Origin of the sequence: Paracoccus halophilus (assembly GCF_000763905.1) — a bacterium.
Taxonomy (GTDB): Bacteria; Pseudomonadota; Alphaproteobacteria; order Rhodobacterales; family Rhodobacteraceae; genus Paracoccus; species Paracoccus halophilus.
In genome coordinates this window covers 53,397-78,390 of sequence record NZ_JRKN01000002.1, presented here as the reverse complement: position 1 = coordinate 78,390, position 24,994 = coordinate 53,397, and the positions used below count along the sequence as shown (strand labels likewise).

21 protein-coding genes and 1 tRNA gene are annotated in these 24,994 nt (G+C 67.2%); 11 read left to right on the top strand and 11 right to left on the bottom strand.

What is annotated here, in order from left to right:
* Positions 1 to 35: 35 nt before the first annotated feature.
* Positions 36 to 119: transfer RNA gene (locus IT41_RS01720), tRNA-Leu, on the top strand.
* Positions 120 to 191: 72 nt separating this feature from the next.
* Here the strand turns inward: IT41_RS01720 and purL are convergent.
* Together purL and IT41_RS01710 are read right to left on the bottom strand one after the other, a co-directional pair.
* On the bottom strand, positions 192 to 2,357 hold the full coding sequence (gene purL / locus IT41_RS01715) for a phosphoribosylformylglycinamidine synthase subunit PurL (protein WP_036738302.1): 2,166 nt from the start codon (positions 2,355 to 2,357) through the stop codon (positions 192 to 194).
* 308 nt (positions 2,358 to 2,665) lie between these two features.
* The gene (locus IT41_RS01710) at positions 2,666 to 3,583 is read right to left on the bottom strand and encodes a LysR family transcriptional regulator (protein WP_036738543.1); all 918 of its coding nucleotides are present in this window, start codon (positions 3,581 to 3,583) and stop codon (positions 2,666 to 2,668) included.
* 111 nt (positions 3,584 to 3,694) lie between these two features.
* Between IT41_RS01710 and IT41_RS01705 the strand changes: the two genes are divergently transcribed.
* The 8 genes from IT41_RS01705 (at position 3,695) to IT41_RS01670 (ending at position 13,087) form a co-directional block, all read left to right on the top strand.
* Positions 3,695 to 7,138: an indolepyruvate ferredoxin oxidoreductase family protein gene (locus tag IT41_RS01705; RefSeq protein WP_269429282.1), complete on the top strand. Its 3,444-nt coding sequence runs from the start codon at positions 3,695 to 3,697 to the stop codon at positions 7,136 to 7,138.
* A gap of 65 nt (positions 7,139 to 7,203) precedes the next feature.
* Positions 7,204 to 8,016: a glutamate racemase gene (locus IT41_RS01700; RefSeq protein ID WP_036738298.1), complete on the top strand. Its 813-nt coding sequence runs from the start codon at positions 7,204 to 7,206 to the stop codon at positions 8,014 to 8,016.
* 19 nt (positions 8,017 to 8,035) lie between these two features.
* Positions 8,036 to 8,479 carry a cytochrome c maturation protein CcmE gene (gene ccmE / locus IT41_RS01695; protein WP_036738297.1) on the top strand — a complete coding sequence of 148 codons (444 nt, stop codon included), beginning with the start codon at positions 8,036 to 8,038 and terminating at the stop codon, positions 8,477 to 8,479.
* 93 nt (positions 8,480 to 8,572) lie between these two features.
* Positions 8,573 to 9,184 (top strand): holin-associated N-acetylmuramidase, encoded by a 612-nt coding sequence (locus IT41_RS01690; protein ID WP_036738542.1) that lies wholly within the window; start codon positions 8,573 to 8,575, stop codon positions 9,182 to 9,184.
* Positions 9,175 to 9,741 carry a holin family protein gene (locus IT41_RS01685; protein ID WP_036738295.1) on the top strand — a complete coding sequence of 189 codons (567 nt, stop codon included), beginning with the start codon at positions 9,175 to 9,177 and terminating at the stop codon, positions 9,739 to 9,741. The genes IT41_RS01690 and IT41_RS01685 overlap by 10 nt, the downstream gene beginning before the upstream one ends.
* A gap of 88 nt (positions 9,742 to 9,829) precedes the next feature.
* Positions 9,830 to 11,791 (top strand): heme lyase CcmF/NrfE family subunit, encoded by a 1,962-nt coding sequence (locus IT41_RS01680; RefSeq protein ID WP_036738294.1) that lies wholly within the window; start codon positions 9,830 to 9,832, stop codon positions 11,789 to 11,791.
* Positions 11,792 to 11,794: 3 nt separating this feature from the next.
* Positions 11,795 to 12,247, top strand: coding sequence for a cytochrome c-type biogenesis protein (locus tag IT41_RS01675; RefSeq protein WP_036738293.1), 453 nt, complete (start codon positions 11,795 to 11,797; stop codon positions 12,245 to 12,247).
* Between the two features lie 69 nt (positions 12,248 to 12,316).
* The gene (locus IT41_RS01670; protein ID WP_036738292.1) at positions 12,317 to 13,087 is read left to right on the top strand and encodes an enoyl-CoA hydratase-related protein; all 771 of its coding nucleotides are present in this window, start codon (positions 12,317 to 12,319) and stop codon (positions 13,085 to 13,087) included.
* 75 nt (positions 13,088 to 13,162) lie between these two features.
* Here the strand turns inward: IT41_RS01670 and IT41_RS01665 are convergent, their stop codons facing one another.
* The 9 genes from IT41_RS01665 to tsaD all read right to left on the bottom strand — a co-directional run bounded on the left by IT41_RS01665 (position 13,163) and on the right by tsaD (position 22,584).
* Positions 13,163 to 14,263 carry a glycosyltransferase 61 family protein gene (locus IT41_RS01665; RefSeq protein WP_139221580.1) on the bottom strand — a complete coding sequence of 367 codons (1,101 nt, stop codon included), beginning with the start codon at positions 14,261 to 14,263 and terminating at the stop codon, positions 13,163 to 13,165.
* Positions 14,247 to 15,299: a hypothetical protein gene (locus IT41_RS01660; protein WP_052081227.1), complete on the bottom strand. Its 1,053-nt coding sequence runs from the start codon at positions 15,297 to 15,299 to the stop codon at positions 14,247 to 14,249. Before IT41_RS01660 ends, IT41_RS01665 begins: the two co-directional genes overlap by 17 nt.
* A 93-nt stretch (positions 15,300 to 15,392) precedes the next feature.
* On the bottom strand, positions 15,393 to 17,279 hold the full coding sequence (locus IT41_RS01655; RefSeq protein WP_036738288.1) for an acyl-CoA synthetase: 1,887 nt from the start codon (positions 17,277 to 17,279) through the stop codon (positions 15,393 to 15,395).
* A gap of 121 nt (positions 17,280 to 17,400) precedes the next feature.
* A complete protein-coding gene (lysM, locus tag IT41_RS01650; RefSeq protein ID WP_036738285.1) occupies positions 17,401 to 17,904 on the bottom strand; it encodes a peptidoglycan-binding protein LysM in 504 nt (167 codons plus the stop codon).
* Positions 17,905 to 18,049: 145 nt separating this feature from the next.
* A complete protein-coding gene (locus IT41_RS01645; protein ID WP_036738283.1) occupies positions 18,050 to 19,843 on the bottom strand; it encodes an ABC transporter transmembrane domain-containing protein in 1,794 nt (597 codons plus the stop codon).
* Positions 19,844 to 19,875: 32 nt separating this feature from the next.
* On the bottom strand, positions 19,876 to 20,301 hold the full coding sequence (locus IT41_RS01640) for an EVE domain-containing protein (protein ID WP_036738281.1): 426 nt from the start codon (positions 20,299 to 20,301) through the stop codon (positions 19,876 to 19,878).
* Complete coding sequence (locus IT41_RS01635; protein ID WP_036738537.1) at positions 20,301 to 20,573, bottom strand: YciI family protein; 273 nt, start codon at positions 20,571 to 20,573, stop codon at positions 20,301 to 20,303. Before IT41_RS01635 ends, IT41_RS01640 begins: the two co-directional genes overlap by 1 nt.
* Positions 20,573 to 21,517, bottom strand: coding sequence for an NAD(P)H-dependent glycerol-3-phosphate dehydrogenase (locus tag IT41_RS01630; RefSeq protein WP_036738280.1), 945 nt, complete (start codon positions 21,515 to 21,517; stop codon positions 20,573 to 20,575). The genes IT41_RS01635 and IT41_RS01630 overlap by 1 nt, the downstream gene beginning before the upstream one ends.
* Entirely contained in the window at positions 21,514 to 22,584 is a 1,071-nt protein-coding gene (gene tsaD, locus IT41_RS01625; protein WP_036738279.1) for a tRNA (adenosine(37)-N6)-threonylcarbamoyltransferase complex transferase subunit TsaD, read from the bottom strand. The genes IT41_RS01630 and tsaD overlap by 4 nt, the downstream gene beginning before the upstream one ends.
* Positions 22,585 to 22,647: 63 nt before the next feature.
* Between tsaD and IT41_RS01620 the strand changes: the two genes are divergently transcribed.
* Both IT41_RS01620 and IT41_RS01615 read left to right on the top strand, forming a co-directional pair.
* Positions 22,648 to 23,322: a uroporphyrinogen-III synthase gene (locus IT41_RS01620; protein ID WP_036738278.1), complete on the top strand. Its 675-nt coding sequence runs from the start codon at positions 22,648 to 22,650 to the stop codon at positions 23,320 to 23,322.
* 211 nt (positions 23,323 to 23,533) lie between these two features.
* A complete protein-coding gene (locus IT41_RS01615) occupies positions 23,534 to 24,985 on the top strand; it encodes a COG4223 family protein (protein WP_231564672.1) in 1,452 nt (483 codons plus the stop codon).
* Positions 24,986 to 24,994: the final 9 nt, after the last annotated feature.

Sequence of the window (24,994 nt, the reverse complement as noted above, 5' to 3'; positions counted from 1 at the left end):
CGCCGCCCGCAATCCCCGTTATCCCGGCGGCATGTGCCCGAGTGGCGGAATGGTAGACGCAGCGGATTCAAAATCCGCCGCCGCAAGGCATGCCGGTTCGAGTCCGGCCTCGGGTACCACCGCAAATCCTTGAAATTGCCGCCTTCTGCGATGGATCGGGCGCCCCGGTGCGGGGCGCCGGCCGGCAGGCGTCAGTGCAGGTTCAGCTTTTCGGCAAAGCTGCCGCGATAGAGTTGCGACAATTCCGCCAGCGCTGAGTCATCGCCGCCCAGCGTCACCCTGTCGCCGCCGAAGCGGCCGACCTGCATGACCGGAACGCCGGCCGCTTGGGCCGCGTCGCGCAGCGTCCGGGCCGAGTCCGGCGCGCAGGCGACCAGATAGCGTGCCTGATCCTCGCCGAAAAGCTGGCCGATATCGTTGCTGTCCAGGATCACGCCCAGACCCGCCGCCTCGGCCATCTCGAAGGCCGCCAGCGCCAGCCCGCCATCGGAAAGATCGGTCGCGGCGGTCAGCAGCTTGCGATTGGCGCGCAGGAACTCGCCATTGCGCCGCTCGGCCGCCAGATCGACATGGGGGGCGTCGCCGGCCTCGATGCCAAAGGCCTCGGCGGCCAGAGCGGACTGGCCCAGATGGCCGGCGGTCTCGCCGATCACCAGCGCGATATCGCCATCCGCGGGCAGGCCGGCGATCAACTCGTCCAGATGCGCGATCAGGCCAACACCGCCGATGGTCGGGGTGGGCAGGATGCCCTTGCCGTCGGTTTCATTGTAAAGCGAGACATTGCCCGAGACGATGGGGAAATCCAGCGCCGCGCAGGCCTCGCCGATGCCCTTGATCGCGCCGACGAACTGACCCATGATTTCGGGCTTTTCGGGATTGCCGAAATTCAGGTTGTCGGTGGTGGCAAGCGGCTGCGCGCCGCAGGCGGTCAGGTTGCGATAGGCCTCGGCCACGGCCTGCTTGCCGCCCTCGAACGGGTTGGCGCGGACATAGCGGGGCGTCACGTCGCTGGTGAAGGCCAGCGCCTTGTCCGTGCCGTGCACGCGCACCACGCCGGCGCCCAGCCCGGGGCGGCGGACCGTATCGGCGCCGACCTGGGTGTCATATTGTTCCCAGACCCAGCTTTTATATGCGTAATTGGCCGAGCCGATCAGCGCTTTCAGCGCCGCGATCGGGGTGATCGCGGGCAGGGCGGGCATGGCGGCGGCAGGCGGCGTCTCGACCCATGGCCGGTCATATTCCGGCGCGCTTGAGGACAGTTTGGACAGCGGCAGATCGGCCTTGACCTCATTGCCATGCAGGATCAGGAAGCGGTCCTCGGCGATGGTCTCGCCGACGATGGCGAAATCCAGATCCCATTTTTCAAAGATGGCGCGGGCCTCGGCCTCTTTTTCGGGCTTGAGCACCATGAGCATGCGTTCCTGGGATTCCGACAGCATCATCTCATAGGCGGTCATGCCGGTTTCGCGCTGCGGCACGGCGTCCAGCACCAGACGGATGCCCAGGCCCCCCTTGTCGCCCATTTCCACGGCCGAGCAGGTCAGCCCCGCCGCGCCCATGTCCTGAATGGAAATCACGCTGTCGGTCTGCATCAGCTCAAGGCAGGCTTCCAGCAGGCATTTCTCGGTGAACGGGTCGCCGACCTGAACGGTGGGGCGTTTTTCCTCGATCGTGTCGTCGAATTCGGCGCTGGCCATGGTGGCGCCGCCGACGCCGTCGCGGCCGGTCTTGGCGCCCAGATAGACGACCGGCATGCCGACGCCCGAGGCGGCCGAATAAAAAATCCGGTCCGCATCGGCGAGGCCGGCGGCAAAGGCGTTGACCAGGCAGTTGCCGTCATAGCTGCGATGAAAGCGGACCTCTCCGCCGACATTCGGCACGCCGAAGGCGTTGCCATAGGCACCGATCCCCTCGACCACGCCCTTGACCAGATGCGTGGTCTTGGGATGCTCGGGCCGGCCAAAGGACAGCGCGTCCATGGCGGCGATGGGCCGCGCGCCCATGGTGAAGACATCGCGCAGGATGCCGCCGACGCCGGTCGCGGCGCCCTGATGCGGCTCGATATAGCTGGGATGGTTGTGGCTTTCCATCTTGAAGACCACCGCCTGCCCGTCGCCGATATCCACGACGCCGGCATTCTCGCCGGGGCCGCAGATCACCTGCGGGCCGGTGGTGGGCAGGGTGCGCAGCCATTTCTTGGACGACTTGTAGGAGCAATGCTCGTTCCACATGGCCGAGAAGATACCCAGCTCGGTAAAGCTCGGCTCGCGCCCGATGATGTCGAGGATGCGCTGATATTCGTCGGGCTTCAGGCCATGCGCGGCAATCAGGTCGCTGGTGATCTGCGGTTCGTTCATGCGGACGGCCTTTCCCCCGGTTTTCCGGCCTTTTAAGCGGCACTTGCGGGTTAGGAAAGGGGGCGTGCGCTCTGAGCCCGGAAACCCCGGGCGAAAGCTGCCGGAGCGGGCAAAAAAAAGCCGGGCACGAGGCCCGGCTCAAGTCCAACAGGGAGGTTGAAGTTGATGAGAGTTTCCTCAAATCATCCCCTTCGCTGCCTCAGATATGTGCGCTTGACGAACGGATCAAGGTTGATCTGGGTTTTCAGCGTCATGGCGGATATGCGCTGCAAGCATGACAGCCCCCGGCGGCGCCGGTCCGGCAGCGCCTATTTCGCGTCGGCCATGGCCTCGTCCTCGGCCTGCTGCTTGCGGATCGACTGGATCTCTTCCAGCACGAAATCGCGAAAGGCGGTGACCCGGCGCGAGGCGCGCAATTCCTCGGGGAAAGCCAGGAAGACCGGCACCTCGCCCGATTGGATATCGGGCAACACCCGGACCATGTTCGGAAAATCCGAGATCAGGTAATCGGGCAGAAGGCCGATGCCGACATGGTTTAGGACCGCCTGCAGCACGCCGAAATAATTGTTGACCATCAGCGTCGAGGTCATGTTGTGCGACAGCAGCATCTGCGCCAGAACGGCGCCCGAACTGACCTGCGGCGTCTCGGGGCTCTGGCAGATCAGCCGATGCGCGGCCATGTCCTGGATCGTTTGCGGTGTGCCGGCTGCCTCGAGATATTGCGGCGTCGCATAAAGTCGCATGCGGATGTTCAGCAGCCGGCGGCGGATCAGGTCCTGCTGGCTTGGCTCTTTCATGCGGATCGCCACATCGGCTTCGCGCATCGGCAGGTCCAGAACGCGCTCTTCCAGGATCAGGTTGATCTTGAGATCGGGATAGAGTTCGTAAAGCTTGGCCAGCCGCGGCACCAGCCACATCGAGCCGAAGCCGGTGGCGGTGGTCACCTTCAATTCGCCGAAAACGCCTTCCTCGCTGTCGCGGATGCGCGCGGCGGTGGTGTCCAGCTTGCGTGCCATCGCGGATGTCGCATCGAACAGCAGCTCCCCCTGTTCGGTCAGAATCAGCCCCCGCGCGTGGCGGTGGAACAGGGTCGTGTTCAGCGAATCCTCCAGCGCCCTGATCTGGCGGCTGACGGCCGATTGCGACAGGTGAAGCACATCGCCGGCATGGGTCAGACTGCCCGCATCCGCGACCGCGTGAAATATTCTTAGCTTGTCCCAATCCATATCATTGCTTTCTTGCGGCATCTGCCATGCAATTCGTGCAACCCTTACCATGCTGGCTGCAGCAAACAAATCGGTAAAAAAACGTATAAAACGCTTTATCGGTCAGTTTTACTGACCTATGATGGAGATGTCAGCCGTCGAGCTTGGGAGGGCCAGATGAGCGTGCAGGAGTTTTCTCTTTCGGACCGATTCGACCTGAAGCGCAGGCATGTGCTGCTGAACGGCACGCAGGCGCTGGTGCGGCTGATGCTGATGCAGGCGGCGCGCGACCGGGCGGCGGGGCTGAACACGGCCGGTTTCTGCACCGGTTATCGCGGCTCGCCGCTGGGTGCGGTCGATCTGCAGATGATGAAATCCGACAAGGAACTGAAGGCCGCCAGTGTCCTGTTCCAGCCCGGCCTGAACGAGGATCTGGCCGCGACCTCGATCTGGGGCAGCCAGCAGGCGGAATTGCGGGGCGAGGGCAGATATGACGGTGTCTTCGCGCTGTGGTATGGCAAGGGGCCGGGGGTGGACCGCTCGGGCGACGTGATGCGCCACGCGAATATGGCCGGCTCGTCCAGGCATGGCGGCGTGGTCATGGCGATGGGCGACGATCATACCGGCGAATCCTCGACCGTGCTGCATCAGTCGGACTGGGCGATGGTGGATGCCTATATCCCCGTCCTGTCCCCCGCCGGCGTGCAGGAGATCCTGGATTTCGGCCTTTACGGCTTTGCCCTGTCGCGCTTTGCGGGCGTCTGGACCGGGCTCAAGACGATGAAGGACACGGTCGAGGCGACCAGCGTCGTCGATGGCGATCCCGAGCGGCTGCGTTTCGTCACGCCCGATTTCGCCATGCCCGAGGGCGGGCTGAACATCCGCCTCGGCGACACGCCGGTCGCGCAAGAGGCGCGGATGATCGACTACAAGCGCTTCGCGGCCGAGGCCTTCGCCCGCGCCAATCGCATCGACCGCATGGTCTGGGGCAAGCCCGGCGCCCGGATCGGCTTTGTCGCCGCCGGCAAGAACTGGCTGGACCTGACCCATGCGCTGAGCCTTTTGGGCATCGACGAGGCCGAGGCCGAGCGGCTGGGCATCAGCACCTACAAGGTCGGGCAGACCTGGCCGATGGACATGAAATCCTTTCAGGAATGGTCTGAAAACCTTGAAATTCTGGTCGTCGTCGAGGAAAAGCGCAAGCTGATCGAGGTGCAGGTCAAGGAGGCGATATTCGACAATCGCCACGGCCGTCGCGTGCTGGGTTGGAAACATGACCGCACCGGCGAGGAGCTGTTTCCGACCCGCTTCGCGCTGGATCCGGTGATGATCGCGCAAAAGCTGGGCGCGATCCTGATCGAGGAGGGGCGCGGGACCGAGGCGATCAAGGCCGGGCTGCAGCGCCTGACCGAAGTGCGTCGCAATGACAATGCGCCCGAGATTGTCACCAGAACACCTTGGTTTTGTTCGGGTTGTCCGCATAACACCTCGACCCGTCTGCCGGAGGGCGCGCGCGCCTATGCCGGCATCGGCTGCCATTACATGGTGCAGTGGATGGGCCGCGAGACCCAGGGCTTCACCCATATGGGCGGCGAAGGCGTGAACTGGGTCGGTGAGGCGCCATTCAGCAAAAGAAAACATGTTTTCCAGAATCTTGGCGACGGAACCTATAATCATTCCGGCTCTCTGGCGATCCGCGCGGCGCTGGCTGCGGGCACCAGCATCACCTACAAGATCCTGTTCAACGACGCGGTCGCCATGACCGGCGGCCAGCCCAATGAGGGCGGGCTGACCGCATCGCAGATCGCGCGCGAATTGCATGCCATGGGCGTCAGCCCGGTGGTGGTCGTCTATGACGAGAAAGAGGATGTCGATCGCGGCGAATTCCCGCCCAACATGCGTTTCGAAGAGCGCGAGTCGATGCTGGCCGTGCAAAAGGAACTGGAGGAGGTCGGCGGCGTCAGCGCCATCCTCTATATCCAGACCTGCGCCGCGGAAAAGCGCCGCCGCCGCAAGCGCGGGCTGTTCCCGGACCCTGACCGCCGCATCTGGATCAATCCCGAGATCTGCGAGGGCTGCGGCGATTGCGGCGTACAGTCGAACTGCGTCTCGATCGTGCCCAGGGATACCGAACTGGGCCGCAAGCGCGCCATCGACCAGTCCAGCTGCAACAAGGATTATTCCTGCGTCAAGGGCTTCTGCCCCAGCTTTGTCTCGGTCCGGGGCGCGAAGCTGCGCCGACCCAGGGCCGCCGCGCTGGACCTGCCCGAAATGCCCGCGCCGGCATTGCCCGCGATCCGGGGCACGCATAACATCGTCGTCACCGGCGTCGGCGGCACCGGCGTCGTCACCATCGGCGCGGTGCTGGCCCAGGCGGCGCATATCGACGGCAAGGGCGCCGGCATGATGGAGATGGCCGGGCTCGCGCAAAAGGGCGGCGCGGTCCATATCCATCTGCGTCTGGCCAATGCGCCCGGCGATATCAGCGCCATTCGCGTCGCCGTGGGCGAGGCGGATTGCGTCATCGGCGGCGATCTGGTGGTGACCGGCGGCGCCAAGACGATCGGGCTGATGACCAATGGGCGCACTGGCGCCGTGGTCAACGATCACGAGATCATCACCGGCGATTTCACCCGGCAGCGCGATTTCCAGGTGCCTTCGGACCGGCTGCGCCTGTCGCTCGAGGCGCGGTTGGGCGACAAGGTGGCGTTATTCGACGCCTCGACGCTGGCGCTGCGGCTGCTGGGCGATTCGATCTATTCCAACATGCTGGTGCTGGGCGCGTCATGGCAGCGCGGCCTGCTGCCCCTGGGCGAAGAGGCGATCCTGAAGGCCATTGAGCTGAACGGCGCCAAGGTGGCCGAGAACCAGCGCGCCTTCCAGATCGGTCGCTGGGCCATCCTGCATCCGGACAAGGCGGCGGAACTCATCGCGGGGCCGGCGCAACAGGATGAGGCGGTCGATCCGGTCGCCTACCGCGCGGCGCGTCTGGTCGATTACCAGAATACGGCGCTGGCCAGCCGTTTTCGGGATTTCGTTGCGCAAGCCCCCGAAGAATTGCGGGAAAGTGTCGCCAGAGGCTATTACAAGCTGCTTGCCTACAAGGACGAATACGAGGTCGCGCGGCTGCATCTGGATTCGGCGCGGCAGGTGCTTGAGGAATTCGAGGAGGGCGGCCGGCTGTCCTTTCATCTGGCGCCGCCCGTGCTGCCGGGGCGCGATCCCGACGGGCGTCCGCGCAAGCGCGAATTCGGCGCCTGGGTTTTGCCCGTCTTTCGGCTGCTGGCCCGGATGAAGGGGCTGCGCGGCACTGCGCTGGACCCGTTCGGCTGGCTGCCCGAGCGCCGCGCCGAGCGTGCCGCCATCGCCGAATACGAATCCGACATGCGTGACGTTTGGCCGCAGGCGCGGCCGGAAACGCTGGAGCTGATCCGCGAACTGGCCGAATTGCCGCTGAGCGTGCGCGGCTATGGCCCGGTCAAGGAGGAGTCCGCGAAACAGGCGGCGGCGCGGCGGCTCTGGCTGCTGGATGCGATCCGGCAGGGGGGCACGCCCCTGGCGCAGGCGGCCGAATGACATAAGTCATGGCATTTGCGTGGCGCGCGCCCTAAATAAGTCCGGTCGCGAGCAGGAGGCTAGTCATGGCGGTGGGCGTTTTCGATTCGGGTCTGGGCGGGCTGACCGTTCTGGCCGCCATTGCCGCCCGCATGCCCGATCTGCCGCTGGTCTATCTGGGCGACAATGCCCATACGCCCTATGGCGTGCGCGATGCCGAGGATATCTTTCAGCTGACCTGCGCGGGCGTCGAGCGGCTCTGGGCCGAGGGCTGCGATCTGGTGATCCTTGCCTGCAACACGGCCTCGGCCGCGGCGCTGCGGCGGATGCAGGAAACCTGGCTGCCCGCCGACAAGCGCGTGCTGGGGGTCTTCGTGCCGATGATCGAGGCCCTGACCGAGCGCCGCTGGGGCGACAATTCGCCGCCGCGCGAGGTCGCGGTCAAGCATGTGGCGCTGTTCGCCACCCCGGCCACCGTCGCCAGCCGCGCCTTTCAGCGCGAACTGGCGTTCCGCGCCATCGGCGTCGATGTCGAGGCCCAGCCCTGCGGCGGTGTCGTCGATGCGATCGAACAGGGCGACGAGATCCTGGCCGAGGCGCTGGTGACATCCCATGTCGAGGCATTGCTGCGCCGGATGCCCCATCCCGAGGCCGCGATCCTGGGCTGCACGCATTACCCGCTGGTGCAGGCCGCCTTCCAGAAGGCTCTGGGCCCCGATGTCGCGGTCTATTCGCAGCCGCAGCTGGTCGCCGAAAGCCTGGACGACTATCTGAAGCGCCACCCCGAGATGCAGGGCGCGGGTGGGGACTCGCGCTTTCTGACCACTGGCGAGCCCGGGCGCGTCTCGGGCAAGGCCACGCAGTTTCTCCGCCATTCGATCCGGTTCGAACCAGCCTGAGATATGAAGAGCCAAGAAAATGAAATCGCTCAAGAAAAAACGCAGAATTCAGATCATTATCGCCGCCGCGCTGTCGCTGGCGCTGGCGGTCGGGCTGATCGGCTACGGTTTTCGTGACGGCATCAACCTCTATCGCTCGCCCAGCGAGATGGCCGAGAACCCGCCCGGCGCGGACGAGATATTCCGTCTGGGCGGCCTGGTCGAGGAGGGCAGCCTGATCCGTGGCGCCAGCGAGACGGTGACCTTCAGCGTGACCGATGGCGGCGCCTCGGTGCCGGTGCGCTTTACCGGCGTGCTGCCGGATCTGTTCTCCGAGGGGCAGGGCATGATCGGCACCGGCCGGATGGAGGGTGATACCTTCGTCGCCACCGAAATCCTGGCCAAGCACGATGAAAACTATATGCCGCGCGAGGTGATGGATTCGCTGAAGGAGCAGGGCGTCTACGAGGACCCCAACGCCTGACCAGATGCGGCGCGCCCGCTTGCAACGCGCGATTGCTTAACGAAAGGTTAACCGGATTTCTTCAGCCTTGACCCGCTTCACATGGGGGCCGGGATGAAGACAGTGGAACAGATCGCGAAGGAAATCGTCGCGCGTGAGGGGGGCTACGTCAACGACCCCGACGATCCGGGCGGCGCGACCAATTTCGGCGTGACCATCGACACCTTGCGGCGCCTGGGGATCGACAAGACCGGCGACGGTCGCGTCGATACGGGCGATGTCAGGGCGCTGACCCGCGCCGATGCCGAGCGGATCTTTGTCGAGCATTACTTTCGCCGGCCGCGGCTGGGCGAATTGCCGCCGTCGGTTCAGGCCTCGGTCTTTGACATGTATGTCAATGCCGGGGCGAACGCGGTGAAGATCCTGCAACAACTGGTCACGCGGATGGGCTTTCCGGCGGTGGCCGACGGGGTGATCGGGCCGCGCACCATTCTGGCGGCACGGCAGGCGGATGCGGCGGCGCGGGGCTATCTGGCCGATGCCTACGGCATCGCGCGGCGCAACTATTACTATGCGCTGGCGGATGCGCGCCCGGCCAGCCGCAAATATGCGCGCACCCGCGCCGGTGGCAAGGGCGGCTGGATCACCCGGGCAGAGGAATTCATCTCGGAGCGCTATCACCTGAGCGCGGCCGAACATCAGGCGAGGATCGCGGCATGGGGATGATGGACCGCCTGCTGGGTGGCGGTGCCGCCGTCACCACGGTTGCCAATGCGGCCACCAACATGGCCGAGGTGTTTCGCGAGAACTCGACCCGCAAGATGGAGCTGAACGAAGAGGCCTATGCCCGCGCGATCAGCCAGCTTACGGGCGAATTCGCCGCCGCGCCGCGCGGCTGGTTCGACGGATTCATGAATGGGCTGAACCGCCTGCCGCGACCGCTGCTGACCCTGGGCACGATCGGGCTGTTCGCCTATGCGATGATCGAACCCCAGGGATTCGGCCTGCGCATGCAGAACCTGAACCTGGTCCCCGAGCCTTTGTGGTGGCTGCTGGGCGCGGTGATCAGCTTTTACTTCGGCGCGCGCGAGGCGCATTATTTCCGCAGCCGTCCGGTCATTCCGGCCATCGCCGGCCTGGCGTTCGGTGCGGCCGGCCTGCCCGCGGATGCGGTTAAGGCCATGGGCCCGTCCGGCATGGATCCGGGGCCGGCGGCCGCGCCGGACAGGTTCGCCGACAATCCGGCATTGCGCGACTGGGCCGGGACCGGGGCGGCAAGCTAGCGGTACTGTGACAATATGGCCGGCGCGGGGGGGCTGGTTTGACGCCCGCGCCGCCGCTATCCTGTGGGCAGTCATCCGGAGATAGCCCATGAATGCGGAATTCGGCCATTTCGCCCTGATCCTTGCCTTTGCGGTCGCGCTTTACCAGATGATCGTGCCGATGGTGGGCGCCGCCAAGGGCTGGAGCGGATGGATCGATTCCGCGCGTCCCGCCGCGCTGGCGCAGTTCGGCCTGATCGCGATTTCCTTTGCCGCGCTGACCATCGCCTTTGTCACCTCGGATTTCTCGGTCCGGCTGGTCTATGCGAATTCGCATACCGCCAAGCCGATGATCTACAAGATTTCCGGCGTCTGGGGCAATCACGAGGGGTCGATGCTGCTCTGGGTGCTGATCCTGTCGCTGTTCGGGGCAGCGGCGGCGGTTTTCGGCACCAACCTGCCGCCACGGCTGCGCGCGCGCGTGCTGTCGGTGCAGGCCGCGATCGGCTCGGCCTTTCTGGGCTTTATCCTGTTCACCTCGAACCCGTTCCTGCGGCTCGACAACCCGCCGTTCGACGGGCGCGATCTGAACCCGCTCCTGCAGGATCCGGGTCTCGCGCTGCATCCGCCGTTTCTGTATCTGGGCTATGTCGGGCTGTCGGTGGCCTTCAGCTTTGCCGTTGCCGCCCTGATCGAGGGGCGCGTCGATGCGGCCTGGGCACGCTGGGTCCGCCCCTGGACGCTGGCCGCCTGGATGTTCCTGACCATCGGCATCGCATTGGGCTCGTGGTGGGCCTATTATGAACTGGGCTGGGGCGGGTTCTGGTTCTGGGACCCGGTCGAGAATGCCAGCTTCATGCCCTGGCTGTTCGCCACGGCGCTGCTGCATTCCGCCATCGTCGTGGAAAAGCGCGAGGTGCTGAAAAGCTGGACCATCCTGCTGGCGATCCTGGCTTTCGGATTTTCGCTGATCGGCACCTTCATCGTGCGTTCCGGGATCATCACCTCGGTCCACAGCTTCGCCAGCGATCCCGAGCGCGGCGTGTTCATCCTGTTCATCCTGGCCCTGTTCGTGGGCGGCGCGCTGATGCTGTTCACCTTTCGCGCCAGCTCGATGCAGGCCAAGGGGGTCTTTGCCCCCGTCTCGCGCGAGGGGGCCTTGGTGCTGAACAACATCCTGCTGGCGGTGTCGGCATTCGTGGTGTTCATCGGCACGGTCTGGCCGCTGATCGCCGAGCTGGCCTGGGGGCGCAAGCTCTCGGTCGGCGCGCCCTTCTTCGAGCAGGCCTTCACGCCCTTCATGATCGTGCTGGCGATCGTCCTGCCGATCGGGGCGATCCTGCCCTGGAAACGCGGCAAGCCGGGCCGCGCGCTGCGTTCGCTGCGCGGCGCGCTGGTCTTTGCCTTCGCGGTGATGGCGCTGGTCTATGCGGTCTCGACCGGGCGTTCGGCGCTGGCGGTGGTCGGGGCGGGACTGGGCAGCTGGCTGATCGCCGGCTCGGTCCTCGATCTGTGGATGCGCATCGGCAAATCCGGCCTGTCGCGGCTGCTGCGCCTGCCGCGCGCCGATTGGGGCAAGGCGCTGGCCCATGGCGGGCTGGGGGTGACCTTCATCGGCGTCAGCCTGCTGATGGCCTGGCAGGTCGAGGATATCCGTGTCGCCCGCCTTGGCGACACCTTCAACGTCGCGGGCTATGACATCACCCTGGAGGCGGTCGATCAGCACCCGGGCCCGAATTACGATTCGATCACCGCCACGATGCGCATCGCCCGCAACGGCCGCGAGGTGGCGACGCTTTACCCCGAAAAGCGCGTCTACCCGGTGCAGGCCATGCCCACGACCGAGGCGGCGATCGCCAGCGACATGTTCCGCGACATCTATCTGGTGATCGGCGATCCGCAGCAGGATGGAGGCTGGGCAGTGCGCAGCTATATAAAACCCTTTGCGACATGGCTCTGGCTCGGCTTCTCGCTGATGGCGCTTGGCGGGCTGGTCAGCCTGTCCGACCGGCGCTATCGCGTCGCCGCCGGCGCACGCGGCGCGCCCGCCCATGCCCAACCGGCCGAGTAGATCATGCGCGCGCTTCTGCTATGCCTTTCGCTGCTGCTCGCGCTGCCCGCATTCGCCGTGCAGCCCGATGAGGTGCTGGACGATCCGGCCCTGGAATCGCGGGCGCGGGCGATTTCCCGGGTCCTGCGCTGCCCGGTCTGCCAGGGCGAGAATATCGACGAATCGAACGCGCCGATCAGCCGCGATCTGAGGCTGTACCTGCGCGAGCGGCTGGTCGCCGGCGACAGTGACGATCATGCGGTGCAGGCCGTGGTCGACCGTTTCGGCGAATATGTCCTGTTCCAGCCGCCGGCGCGGGGCGTCAATCTGCTGCTTTATCTGGCCGGGCCCGGCATGGCGCTGCTGGCGCTGATTCTGGGGATCGCCTTCATCCGCTCGCGCAACCGGCCCGAGGAAGGTCCGGCCGCGCTGAGCGCCGATGAGCAGGCGCGGCTGGACCGGATCATGCGCGACTGACGTGAGGTCGGACTTTCCCCGCTGCCCTGTCTTCGGCAGGATGCCTGAAAATCAGGGGAGCGGGTGCGCATGGATTTTCAGACGATCGCGGTCACGCATGGCGAAGGTATCGCAAGGCTGGTGCTGAACCGGCCCGAGGTGATGAATGCGCTCAACAGCCGCATGCGCCGCGAAATCGTGGCGGCTTTGCGCGATCTGCCGGCCGCGACGCGCTGCGTCGTGCTGACCGGGGCCGCGCGGGCCTTCTGCTCGGGTCAGGATCTTGGCGATGCCAGTGCCGGGCTGAATGTCGAGGCGACGCTGCGCGACGAATACGAGCCGATGCTGGCCGCGATCCGGGATGCGCCGGTGCCGGTGATCTCGGCGGTGAATGGCGTGGCCGCGGGGGCGGGGGCCAATCTGGCCCTGGCGGCGGATGTGGTGATCGCGACGCAAAGCGCCAGCTTCGTGCAGGCCTTCAGCCGCATCGGGCTGATCCCGGATGCCGGCGGCACGCATATCCTTCCGCGCGCGGTCGGCATGGCGCGGGCCATGGGCATGACCCTGTTTGCCGAGAGCGTCCCGGCCGTGAAAGCCGCCGAATGGGGCCTGATCTGGGAGGCCGTGCCCGACGCGGAGTTCGAATCCGTCATAGCGGCGCGGGCGAAATACCTGGCCCAGGGGCCGACGGCCGCGTTCATGGCCACCCGTCAGGCGCTGCGCGCGGCGGATGGCAACGATATGGCCGCGCAATTGCAGGTCGAGGCACGTTTGCAGGGCGAGATGGCGGCAACGCAGGACTTTGCCGAGGGGGTTGCGGCCTTCCTGCAAAAACGCGCGCCCCGTTTCATCGGGCGCTAGCCGTCAACCGGGCGCCGATCGCAACGCCGCATCGGCGTGCCGGAGAACCCGGCCCGCCGCCGTTGCGCGCCGCCTTCAGGCAGCTTCACGGAACGGCTTGAAGCTCGTCTTGTGCGAGGCAGACAGGCGGTCCAGTTCCGCCGCGCGCTCGGCCTCGGTCAGGCTGGGCCAGGGCGTCGGGTTGCTGATCAGCCCCGCTGCCAGCAATTCGGCATGGACGCGCGGGAAATCCAACTCGCCCCAGGAACTGCGGCTGGGCCGGCTGCCGGGCTGCGGCATCCAGTCATTGACCAGGGCATTGATCTCGACCGCCTGCATGCCCTTGAAGACCCGCAGCTGCTCGGTCAGGTAACTGCCGATCTCCATGCTGCGGCGCGTCAGGATCGCCGCCTTCTGTCCGGGGTCGCCAACATATGCCAGCAGATGCAGGGGCGAGCAATCCGCGCCGACGATCAGCCGCGCGGCCTTGTAGCGCGCGATCTGCTCATTCTGCGAGGCAAGCTGTGGGTGGAAGATCTCGTAACCCTCGGCTTCGAGATATTGCTCGATCTTGTATTCGCCCAGGATGCTGCCCCGGTGCGGCCCCAGCTTCGAGCGCGAGATGTAGATCTTTTCCGAACCTTCGGCGGGCACCTTCGCGCCGACATGGGTGTTGACGTAATCGCGAAAGGCGGCGCTGCCGCCGATCAGGTCATACATGCCGATGCCCTGGCGCGGCACGGACAGGGTTTCGACCCTGGTGATCCCGGCGGCGATAATCACCGGGACCTCGATGCCGAAAGCGGTCAGCAGTTGCTGATGCACGGCGACCGCGCGCTCGTTCACGCGCGGGACCTTGGGCGTGAAAATGATCCCGTCAAGCTTGTCTTTCAGCCTGTCAAGTGCCCAGCTGCGGGCCAGCGACTCGACGATGAAATGCCCGAAATGGCCGTAGAAGATGCCGCCGAACATGTAATGGCCCGGCAGGTCGCGGATCGCCGCATCGGCGGGAAGCACGGGGGCGCTGTTCACCGGCCGCGTTGAACTGGTCCAGCTGATCGAGTTCTCGACGAAATTTCCGTCCGCATCCAGGACGCCCGAAGGCTGTTCGCGCAGATTTGCCTCCGAGAGGGGCGGCACGACAAGGGCGTTTCGCAATGTGACGATGTCGTTGCCGCTGTCATTGAGGTCGAGCATCACCTTCTGTTCCTTGCCATTGGTGTTCGGGGCGAGTCGTATCCACCGCCCGCGGTCGGGACAAGGGGTCGAAGCCGGACAGTTCGATATGTTTCTGCCTTAGCTTATGGGCTGCGAATCCCTGACCCCGCTGCCGCAGAAACAGGATCATCCGCGCCGAAAGGCCGAAGCGTTCACGGGTGAATGCCTTGTCGGCCACGCTGTTCAGAAACCAGGGCAGTCGGCGGCTCTGGCGGTAATGGGCGTAGAACCGGCTGGCGGTCAACTCGCCGTTCACGGCCTCGCGCACGATGGTCGAAAGCAGGCTGCTGCGGCGCAGGACAAGCGCCGTCTTGTGGCCGGCATAGCGCGTCCGCAGATGGATGGCATTGGGGTGGCGGAAACGCGCAGCATGTTTCACATCGGGCTCGAAGGTCGGGTCATAGACCAGAAATACCTGCGCGGCGGCGGCCGATTCCTCGGCGGCATCGGCAAAGGGGCCGCTCCAGTCCGCGCGCCGGCCCGAGGCGAAGCGTTCCTCCCAGGGGACGAGGTCCTCCTTGAGGGTGGATTGCGGCGAAAAGGCGATCACCCGGCAGCCGGGCACCAGCGAGGCAAAGGCGCAGGCCGCGTAGCCGCCCATCGAGGTGCCGGTCATGGTCACCGATCTGAAGCGGCGGAAAAAGCCGTTCCCGGCCAGCTGCCGCAGGGCGTCGAACAACTCGTCGCTGCGGAACCAGTCGGGCGCGAAGGCCAGAACGCCAAGCTGCGACCAGCCATGCTTGGCGACGAAACCATAGCCCCAGGGCTCGCGCTCGATCCGGTCGTCGCGCGCCGATGACAGGTTGTCGAAACTGACCATCAGGTGGTCGCTGCCGCGATCCGTGAACTGCAGCGCGTGGTCGCCAAGCGCGCTGTAAAAGCCGCGCCGATGCTCCGACCGGCGCCAGTCCACCAGCCAGCGCGGCGCCGGGTCCGGCTGCGCGGCGGCGGCGGCTGTCTCGTCATCCAGTCGCTCGTCATCATCGTCGCCGCCGGGTTTGGAAGTCTCGGCCATGGAAATCTCGCGGCTGTCCGTTGGAGCTTCATCTTAGGCCCCGGCGGGGTGCTGTGCAATCAGCCGCGCCGGGTTTGCATGCCCGCCGTGGCGTCAGGCCCATTCCCATGGCAGGGTAAAGCGGCCAAGACATTGCACGACGGCCTCGTCCGCGACCTCGCCGCTGCGGCTGAGCCTGGCCACGAGCCCCCGCTTCTTGTCATCGACCACCTCGGAGACCCGGGCGGCCAGTCCCGCCTCGGCCAGCGCGCCGTCATAGACGCGGCGGATCGCCATCTTGCGCAGATCGGGCTTGAAGATCTTGCCGATCGCAGTCTTGGGCAGTTCGGGCAGGATCTCGACATGCTTGGGGATCGCGGCGCGTTCGTGGATATGCTTGCGGGCATGTTCCAGCAACTCCTCGACCGGGACATCGGCGCCCTCGATCAGTTCGACATAGGCGCAGGGCAGTTCGCCGGCAAAGCTGTCGGGCTGGCCGATGGCACCGACAAAGGCGACCTGCGAATGCGACAGCAGCGCGTCCTCGATCTCGGCGGGGTCGATATTGTGGCCGCCGCGGATGATCAGGTCCTTGGCGCGGCCGGTGATCCACAGATAGCCGTCCGGGTCCATGCGGCCCAGATCGCCGGTGCGCAGGAACCGGTCCTCGACGAACAGTTCGTGGTTCTTGTCGGTCTCGGTATAGGTCGAGCCCTCGAAGATGCCGGGGCTGGCCACGCAGATCTCGCCGATCTCGTCGGTCGCGCATTCCTCGAAGGCGCCGTTGCGCCGCTTGAGGATGCGGACATGGGAATAGGGCATCGGGATCCCGACCGAGCCGACCTTCTTGGCGCCCTCGATGGGGTTGCACGACACCAGGCAGGTCGCCTCGGTCAGCCCGTAGCCCTCGGCGATCTCGACCCCGGTGGCGGCCTTGAAGCGGTTGTAGAGCTCCATGGGCAGCGGCGCCGAGCCCGACAGCGCGGTGCGCAGCGATGACACATCGGCATCGACCGGGCGCTGCATCAGCGCGGCGATGGCGGTGGGCACGGTGATCAGGAAAGTGGCCTGCCAGCGCTCGATGAGTTTCCAGAAATTGTCGAAGACGCCGTCGCCGCGATAGCCGGCGGGGGTGGGCATGACCAGTTGCGCGCCCGAAAGCAGGCAGGACATCAGGATCGGATAGGCCGCGAAGACGTGAAACATCGGCAGCGGGCACATCATCACGTCTTTTTCGCTGAACAGCAGCGTCGCGCCCAGCCAGCCGTTATAGATCATGCCCGACAGTTTGTGCTGGGCGACCTTGGGCGTGCCGGTGGTGCCGCCGGTGTGGAAATAGGCGGCGACGCGATCCTCGGTCCCCGGCTCGAAGGTCAGCCGGTCATGGCGCTGTGCGCTGGCGGCGGCCTCGAAATCCATGACCCTGGCGTGATGCCGGACCGGAACCTTGGGGCGCATGAACGGCACCAGCAGGCGCTTGACGCCGGTCAGGTAGCTGCGCAGGTCCACCTCGAGGACGGTCTCGACATTGGGCGCCAGCGAGACCGCCTCGGCCGCCTTCTGCGCGATATCGGTCTTGGGAAAGCTCTTCAGCGTGACCAGGACCTTGGCGCGGGTTTCGCGCAGGATCCCGGCGATCTGTTCGGCATCCAGAAGCGGATTGACCGGGTTCACGATGCCGGCGGTCGCGCCGGCCAGCAGCACGACCGGCGCCGCCGTGCAGTTCGGCAGCAGATAGGCGACCACATCGCCCGGGCCGACGCCAAGGCTGCGAAACAGGTTCGCGGTTTCGGTCACCCGTTCGTGCAATTCGCTCCAGTTGAGCGTCTGCGCATGCGCGCCGGGATCGGAGAACAACTGAAAGCTGATCGCAGGGCGCCGGGGAAAGGCATCTCGGGTACGGCTCAGAGCTTCATGGATCGAGCGCGGCAGATCGCGCCGGTTATAGGGCATTTCCGCCTCGACCGCATCACGGCCGGCGACGTCGGTGAAGCTCGCCATTGATATTCCTCCCAGAACGACAGCGGTCCCACCCGCTGGCGGCCAGATTGCTCCCAAACAGGGCCCCGGGGCAAGGCCGCGCTGCGCCCCCGGAACAGGAACGCAGCGTCAGGCCGCCGGGCTATGCCTGCGGGATCCGCAGGGTCTGGCCGGGATAGATCTTGTCGGGGTCGCTGAGCATCGGCTTGTTGGCCTCGAATATCTGGTGATAGCTGTTGGCATTGCCCAGATAGCGCTTGGCGATGGCGGACAGGGTCTCGCCCTTCTGGACGGTGTGAAAGACGGGCTTGGCGCCGGCGGGCGCGGGGGTTTCGGTGCTGGTGTCATCCGCCACCTCGACCCGCGCGATGCCCTTGATATTGCCAAGCGCCACGACCAGCTTTTCCAGCGTCTCCTGATCGCGCGCCTTGCCCGAGATGATGATCGTGTCGCCACCACGCAGCGTCAGATGCACGTCCTTGGCGGTCAGGCCCAGGTTCTTCAACTCGGCCTTGAGCGCGGCGACCTTGCGGTCGGTTTCGCTTGGCGCGGTTTCGGCCGGCGCCGCCTGCGGGGCGGGCGCGGCTTCGGCCTCGGACCCGAAAACGGATTTGCCGGCATCCTTGACGAAATCCCAGAAAGCCATTGTTTCTCCTTTCACATCAACTCCCAGCGGCAACGCCTCGCCCGCCCGGCGGTTCCCGGAAATCTTGCAGGGCGCGACCGGATGTCGCGCCGGCCGTCGCGGGCCGGCACGGTCCCCGCCGCATCGGCCGCGCGCGCAGGGCGGATCACTCGGCCGCGGCGTTCAGCCCTTCGGTGAATTGCAGCCGGGCGAGGCGCGCATAGAGCCCGCCCTGCGCGACCAGGTCCTGATGCCGGCCCTGCGCCACGATGCGGCCCTGATCGAAGACCACGATGCGGTCGGCCTTTTTCACCGTCGCCAGCCGGTGCGCGACGATGATCGTGGTGCGCGAGCGGGCCAGTTCGTCCACGGCCTCCTGCACCAGCCGTTCGGATTCGGCGTCCAATGCGCTGGTCGCCTCGTCCAGCAGCAGGATCGGCGCGTCGCGCAGGATGGCGCGGGCAATGGCGATGCGCTGTTTCTGCCCGCCCGACAGCATCACGCCGCGCTCGCCGACATAGCTGTCATAGCCCTCTGGCAGCAGGCGCAGGAATTCGTCGGCATGGGCGGCGCGGGCGGCGGCCTCGACCTCGGCATCCGAGGCATCGGGGCGGCCAAAGCGGATATTTTCCCGCGCCGAGGCGGCAAAGATCACCGGGTCCTGCGGCACCAGCGCGATGGCCCGACGGAAATCGGCCCGCGCCATGTCGCGCAGATCCAGCCCGTCGATGCGGACCGCGCCGGCATCCGGGTCCCAGAAGCGCAGCAGAAGCTGGATCACCGTCGTCTTGCCGGCGCCCGATGGGCCGACCAGCGCCACGGTTTCGCCCGGCGCGATATCCAGCGTCACGTTTTCCAGCGCCGAGCGGTCGGGCCGGCTGGGATAGTGGAAGGTCACCTTGTCGAAACCGATCCGCCCCTGGACCGGGCGGGGCAGGGCGACCGGCCGGGCGGGGTCGTTCAGCACATCCTTGGCGGTCAGCAATTCGCTCAGCCGCTCGGTCGCGCCGGCGGCGCGCTGCAATTCGCCCCAGATTTCCGACAGCGCGCCGACCGAGCCGGCGACCAGCACCGCATAGATGACGAACTGCACCAGCTCGCCCACGGTCATCGCCTGCAGCCGGACATCGCGGGCGCCGATCCACAGGACGCCCAGCACGCCGGAAAAGATCAGAAAGATCACGATCACGGTCATCACCGTGCGCGTGCGGACCCGGCGCAGCGCGATGTCATAGGACCCCTCGGTCACCGCGGCGAACCGGGCGCGCGTCGGACCTTCATGGGTGAATGCCTGCACCGTCTGCGCCGAAAGCAGGCTTTCCGAGGCGGCGCCCGAGGATTGCGCGATCCAGTCCTGGGTTTCGCGCGACAGCACCCGCAGCCGCCGGCCCAGCACGATGATCGGCACCACCACAACCGGCACCAGCAGCAGCACCAGCCCCGACAGCTTGACCGATGTCCAGACCAGCATCACCATGCCACCGATCAGGATCAGGAAATTGCGCAGCGCGATGGACACCGATGAGCCGATCACCGACTGGATCAGCGTCGTGTCGGTGGTGATGCGGCTGATGATCTCGCCGGTCAGGATGCGCTCGTAGAATGCCGGGCTCATCGCGATGACGCGGTCGAAGACGGCCTTACGGATATCGGCCACGACGCGCTCGCCCAGCCGGGTGACAAGGTAATAGCGCAGCCCGGTGCCAAGGGCGAGCAGGGCGACGATGGCCAGCGCCGCGCCGAAATACTGGTCCAGCAGATGCGCGCCGGCGCCGAAACCGTCGACCACGCGGCGCACGGCCAGCGGCAGGACAAGGCTGATCCCGGCGGTCAGCGCCAGCGCCGCCATCGCCGCCAGCATCAGCCCGCGCCAGGGACGGATGAATGGCCACAGCGCGCGCAGGGCGCCAATGCGTTTCGTCGTCGGTCGGTCCGCAATGACTCTGGTGCCGCGTGCCATGCCTTCTCCTTCAGTCGCCGGGCGATGCCGGGCTACAGCGCTGCGGTGCCGCCGGCCAGTTCCAGAATGATCTCCCATTCCGCATCCGAGACCGGCTGCACCGACAGGCGCGAATTATTGACCAGCACCATGTCTTTCAGGCGCGGCTCTGCCTTGGCCTCGTCCAGCGAGACGGGGCGCAGGACGCGGGCGACGGCCTTGATGTCCACGCATTCCCATTTCGGGTCATCGGCCTTGGAATCGGGATGCGCCAGCGCCACCACCTCGCAGATGCCGACGATCTCCTTGCCGATATTCGAGTGATAGAAGAAGCCGCGCTCGCCCAGCTGCATCGCCCGCATGTTGTTGCGGGCCTGATAGTTGCGCACGCCGTCCCATTCCTCGCCCGTCTCGCCCTTGGCGATCAGGTGGTCGAAGCTGAACACGTCCGGCTCGGATTTGAAAAGCCAATACGCCATCAGCCGATCACCTTTTTCCATTCGATCACCTCGGTCGAGGCGAAGAGTCCGGCTGCCTTGTAGGGGTCGGCATCGGCCCATTCCTTGACCTCGGTCAAACCCTCGGCCTCGACGATCAGCAGCGAGCCGCGCATCTCGCCCGCCTCGATCAGGGGGCCGGCCATTTGCAGGCCGGGCTGGTCCTTCAGGTAAGCCAGGTGCCTGTCGCGAGTGTCCAGACGGGTTTGCAGCTTGCCGGGGTGGTCGCGGCAGATCACGGCGAACAGGGGCATCATTCCTCCTTCAGCGGTCGGTTCAGCAGAATATCAAGGGCATGTTCCATGGCGACGCGGCCTTCGGCAAGCCCGGCGACCAGATCCGAGATCGGCATCTCGAGCTCCATCCGCCGGGCAATCGCGCTGACCGCGCGGGCGGTGGCGGCGCCCTCGACCGTGGTGCCCTGCGCAAAGGGCTTGCCGGCGCCAAGCGCCAGCCCATAGCGGAAATTGCGCGATTGCTGCGAGGTGCAGGTCAGCACCAGATCGCCCAGTCCCGACAGGCCCGCCAGCGTTTCGGGCCGCGCGCCAAGCGCGATGGCAAGGCGCTGCATCTCGGCAAAGCCGCGGGTGACGATGCTGGCCCGCGCGCTGTCGCCGTAACCCGCGCCGATGGCGGCGCCGGCGGCGATGGCGATGATGTTCTTCAGCGCGCCGCCCAGTTCCGCGCCGATGACATCGGTCGTGCGATAAAGCCGCAGCGAGGCGGTCGAGAGATCGCGTTGCAGCGCCTCGGCCGCATCCGCATCGGCGCAGGCAAGCGTCAGTGCGGTGGGCAGGCCGCGCGCGATATCGGCGGCAAAGCTGGGGCCGGTCAGCACGGCCACGGTGGCGGCGGGGCAGGCGCGGGCGATCAGCGCGGTCGGGCCGGTCAGGCTGGCCAGGTCGATCCCCTTGGCGCAATTGACCAGACGGCGGCCGTCCAGCCGCGCGGCATGTTCGGCCAGAAACCCGCCCAGCACCTGCGCCGGCAGCGCCAGCAGCAGGGTTTCGGCCACGATCCGGTCGAGTTGCCCCGAGACTTGCAGCCCGGCCGGCAGGCGGATCCCCGGCAGGCGCGGGTTTTCGCGCCGCCCGGCCCAATCGGTATCGCGGCCCCAAAGCGTCACCTGCCGCTTGGCCGCCAGGCTGACCGCCAGCGCCGTGCCGAATGCGCCCGCGCCGATCACCGCGATGCTCATGCCTTGGCCCCCCTTTTGCCCGCGCCCAGCATCGGGGCGGCCTTGCGGTCCAGCGGCCAGCGCGGCCGCGCGGCCAGATCCATGCCGTCGCGCTGGCCGGCGCGATAGGCCTCGATCCCCGCCCAGGCGATCATCGCCGCATTGTCCGTGCATAGCCGCAAGGGCGGCGCCAGAAACCCGGCGCCGGCATCACGCGCCACCTGTTGCAGCGCCGCGCGCAGGGTTTGGTTCGCGGCCACGCCCCCGGCCACGGCCAGCACCGGCGCGGGGGATTGCGCCAATGCGCGGCGGGTCTTTTCGGCCAGAACCTCGGCCACGGCGGCCTGAAATCCGGCGCAGATATCGGCGCGGTCCTGTTCGTGCAGCCCGCCCTGCGCCGCCGCCAGATCGTCGCGCAGGCGCAGAACGGCGGTTTTCAGCCCCGAAAAGCTGAGATCGCAGCCCGGGCGGTCCAGCAGCGGCCGGGGCAGGGAAAAGCGGCGCGGATCGCCGTCCCGCGCGGCTGCCTCGACCGAGGGGCCGCCGGGTTGCGGCAGGCCCAGAAGCTTGGCGACCTTGTCGAAAGCCTCGCCCGGGGCGTCGTCGATGGTGCCGCCGAGGCGGGTGAAATCCTCGGGGCCCGCGACCGAAAGAAACTGGCAATGCCCGCCCGAGACCAGCAGCATCAGATAGGGATAGTCGGTGCCGTCGGTCAGGCGCGGGGTCAGCGCATGGCCGGCAAGGTGGTTCACCCCGACCAGCGGCAGGCCGCTGCCCGCCGCCAGCCCCTTGGCCAGCATCAGCCCCGACAGCACGCCGCCGATCAGCCCCGGCCCGGCGGTGACCGCGATCCCGTCCAGATCGGCCAGCGACCGTCCGGCCTGCGCCAGCGCCTGCTCGACGCAGCTATCCAGTTTCTCGGCATGGGCGCGGGCGGCGATTTCCGGCACGACGCCGCCGAAATCGGCATGCAGCGTCGTCTGGCCGGCGACGACCGAGGCAAGGATCTCGCGCCCTTCCGTCACCACGGCGGCGGCGGTGTCGTCGCAGCTGCTTTCGATGCCCAGAAAGGTCAGTGACATGCTCATCCTTGTTCACGCGCGGCCAAGGCCCTAGGCAAAGGGAAGTAGCACCTTGTCAGGCCGATTGCCATGCCGCCGAATGCCCCGCCCTCCCTGCTTGTGACCCGCCCCGAACCTGCCGCGCGGCGATTTGCCGCAAGCGTCGCGCATCTGGGCCTGCCGGTGGTGATCTCGCCGGTGATGCGGATCGAGACGCGGCCCCATGACGAGACGCGGCTGCGTGACGCGCGGGGGCTGGTCCTGACCTCGGTCCATGCGGTGCCGCTGGCCGGGGCGGGGCAGGGCCGTCCCGCCATCTGCGTCGGCCCCGCCACGGCCGAGGCGGCCCGCGCCGCGGGTTTCGACGTGACCGAGGGGCCGGGCGACGCGGCGCGCATGATGCCCTTGTTGCGGGATCTGGGGCCGGGCTGGCTGCACCCGCATGGCGCGCATGTGGCCAGGGTGCTGCCAGTGCCGGGCATGGTGGTCTATGATCAGCTGCCGCTGGATCTGAACGCGCAGGCGCGGCGATTGCTGGCCGGGCGGGCGCCGGTGATCCTGCCGCTCTTTTCGCCGCGATCGGCGCGGCTGGTGGCGGAACGGGTTTCGGATGCGATCGCGCCGCTATGGCTGGCCTCGATCAGCGCGGCGGCGGATCGCGCCTGGCAGGCGGGTGCGGCGCGGCGCGAAACCGCCCCGCGCCCCGATGCCGGCGGCGTGATCGAAGCTGTCGAAACCCTTTTGGCAGCGGAACAATCTCTATGAAGCGCGGGTTGAGGCGTCGGGCGCCGCCGTCTAGACTGCCCGCGACGGATCGCGCCATGATCCACTGCGCCCGCGGCGGAGCGGCCGCAGCCTGATCCCACGGCGGCCAACAGGAAAACGGGGAAGAGTTGTGAAGAAGCCAGAGACAAACGCCAGCAATAGCGAATCAACCCCGGGCAAAAACGGCAGGAAAAAGGCCGCGACAGGGGCGGTGATCGACAGCCATCCGGTAGGTGCCGGGACCCCCCCGCAGACGGCGCAGACGGCGCCGAAACCGCCGGTCGAATCGAGCCTTGTCGGCGATGGCAAGGGGGCCGGGCCGGCCAGCCGGAAGGCCGCACCCGGCGAATCGCAGCCGGCCGACCAACCCGCCGAGGCGGCATCGGCCCGTGTGCCGCCGGTCACGAAAGCCGCGCCTGCCCAGTCCCAGACGCCGAAATCCGAGCCCGAGCAACCGGCGATACCGCAATCCGCCGGAGCCGGTGCCGAGCCGGTCAAATCCGAAACCCGTGTGGTCGAAGTGCGCAAGGCGGGCTTCATGCCGACCTTTCTGGGCGGTGTCATCGCGGCCGCCCTGGGCGCTGGCGCAGCCTATTGGGCGATCCCGAAACTGCCTGCGGCATGGCAGCCCGCGGGCAGTGCCGCGCAACCCTCGGATGAAGCGCCCTTGGATGCCGCCCGCGATGCCGGGGCCGAGGCCGCCCGCGCCGAATTCCAGGCGCAGCTTGACGCGCTGACCGCGCGCGCGGCCGAAGCGGGGGCCGAGGCGGCGCGGCAGGCGCTGGCCGACGCCCCGCCACCCGCTGCCCCGCCCGCCGCCCCTGCGGCCGACAGCGGCGCCTTGCAGGCGCAGCAGGACCAGCTGGCCGCGCTGGAAAGCGCCGTGGCCGAGCTTGCCGCCCGCCCGGTCGTGGCCCCCGTCGTCTCGGGCGAAGGGGACGCGCAGCTGCAGGCGGTGCTCGAGGATCTGACCGCAGGCCTTGCCCGACAGCAGCAGCGCATCGATGAACTGGCCGCGCGCCCGGCGCAGGATGCCGGCTTGGCCGAAGAGGTGCAGGGCCTTGTCCGGCAGGCGCAGGAATTGCAGGTCCAGATCACCGCCGCCGCCGATCAGGCGCAGCAGCGGATCGCCGCCGCCGAGGCGCAGGCCGCCACCCTGCAGGAAAGCGTCGAGGCCGCCAATCGCCGGGCGCAGGCGGCGACCGCCGCCGCCGCGCTGCAGGCCGCCATCGAAACCGGCGGCGCGCGCGATCAGGCGCTGGCCGATCTGGCCGCGGCGGGGGTCGAGCCCCCGGCCGTGCTGACCGGCGATGTACCGACGCTTGAACAGTTGCGCGCCGAATTCCCGGCCGCCGCGCGCGAGGGCCTGGCCGCCTCGCTCAAGGTTGCCTCGGATGGCGAGGGCGCGCTTGGCACGATCGGGAATTTCCTGCGCGTCCAGACCGGCGCCCGCTCGGTCGAGCCGCGCGCCGGGAACGATCCCGACGCCGTGCTGTCACGCGCCGATGCCGCCGTGAAGGCCGGCGACATCCCGGGCGCGCTTGCCGAAATCGCCGCGCTTCCGCAGCCGGGGCAGGACGCCATGTCGGGCTGGACCGGCAGGGCGCAAACCTGGATCGAAGCCAATGCCGCACTGTCCGCCCTGGCGGCGGGCAGCATGTAACAGGAGGGG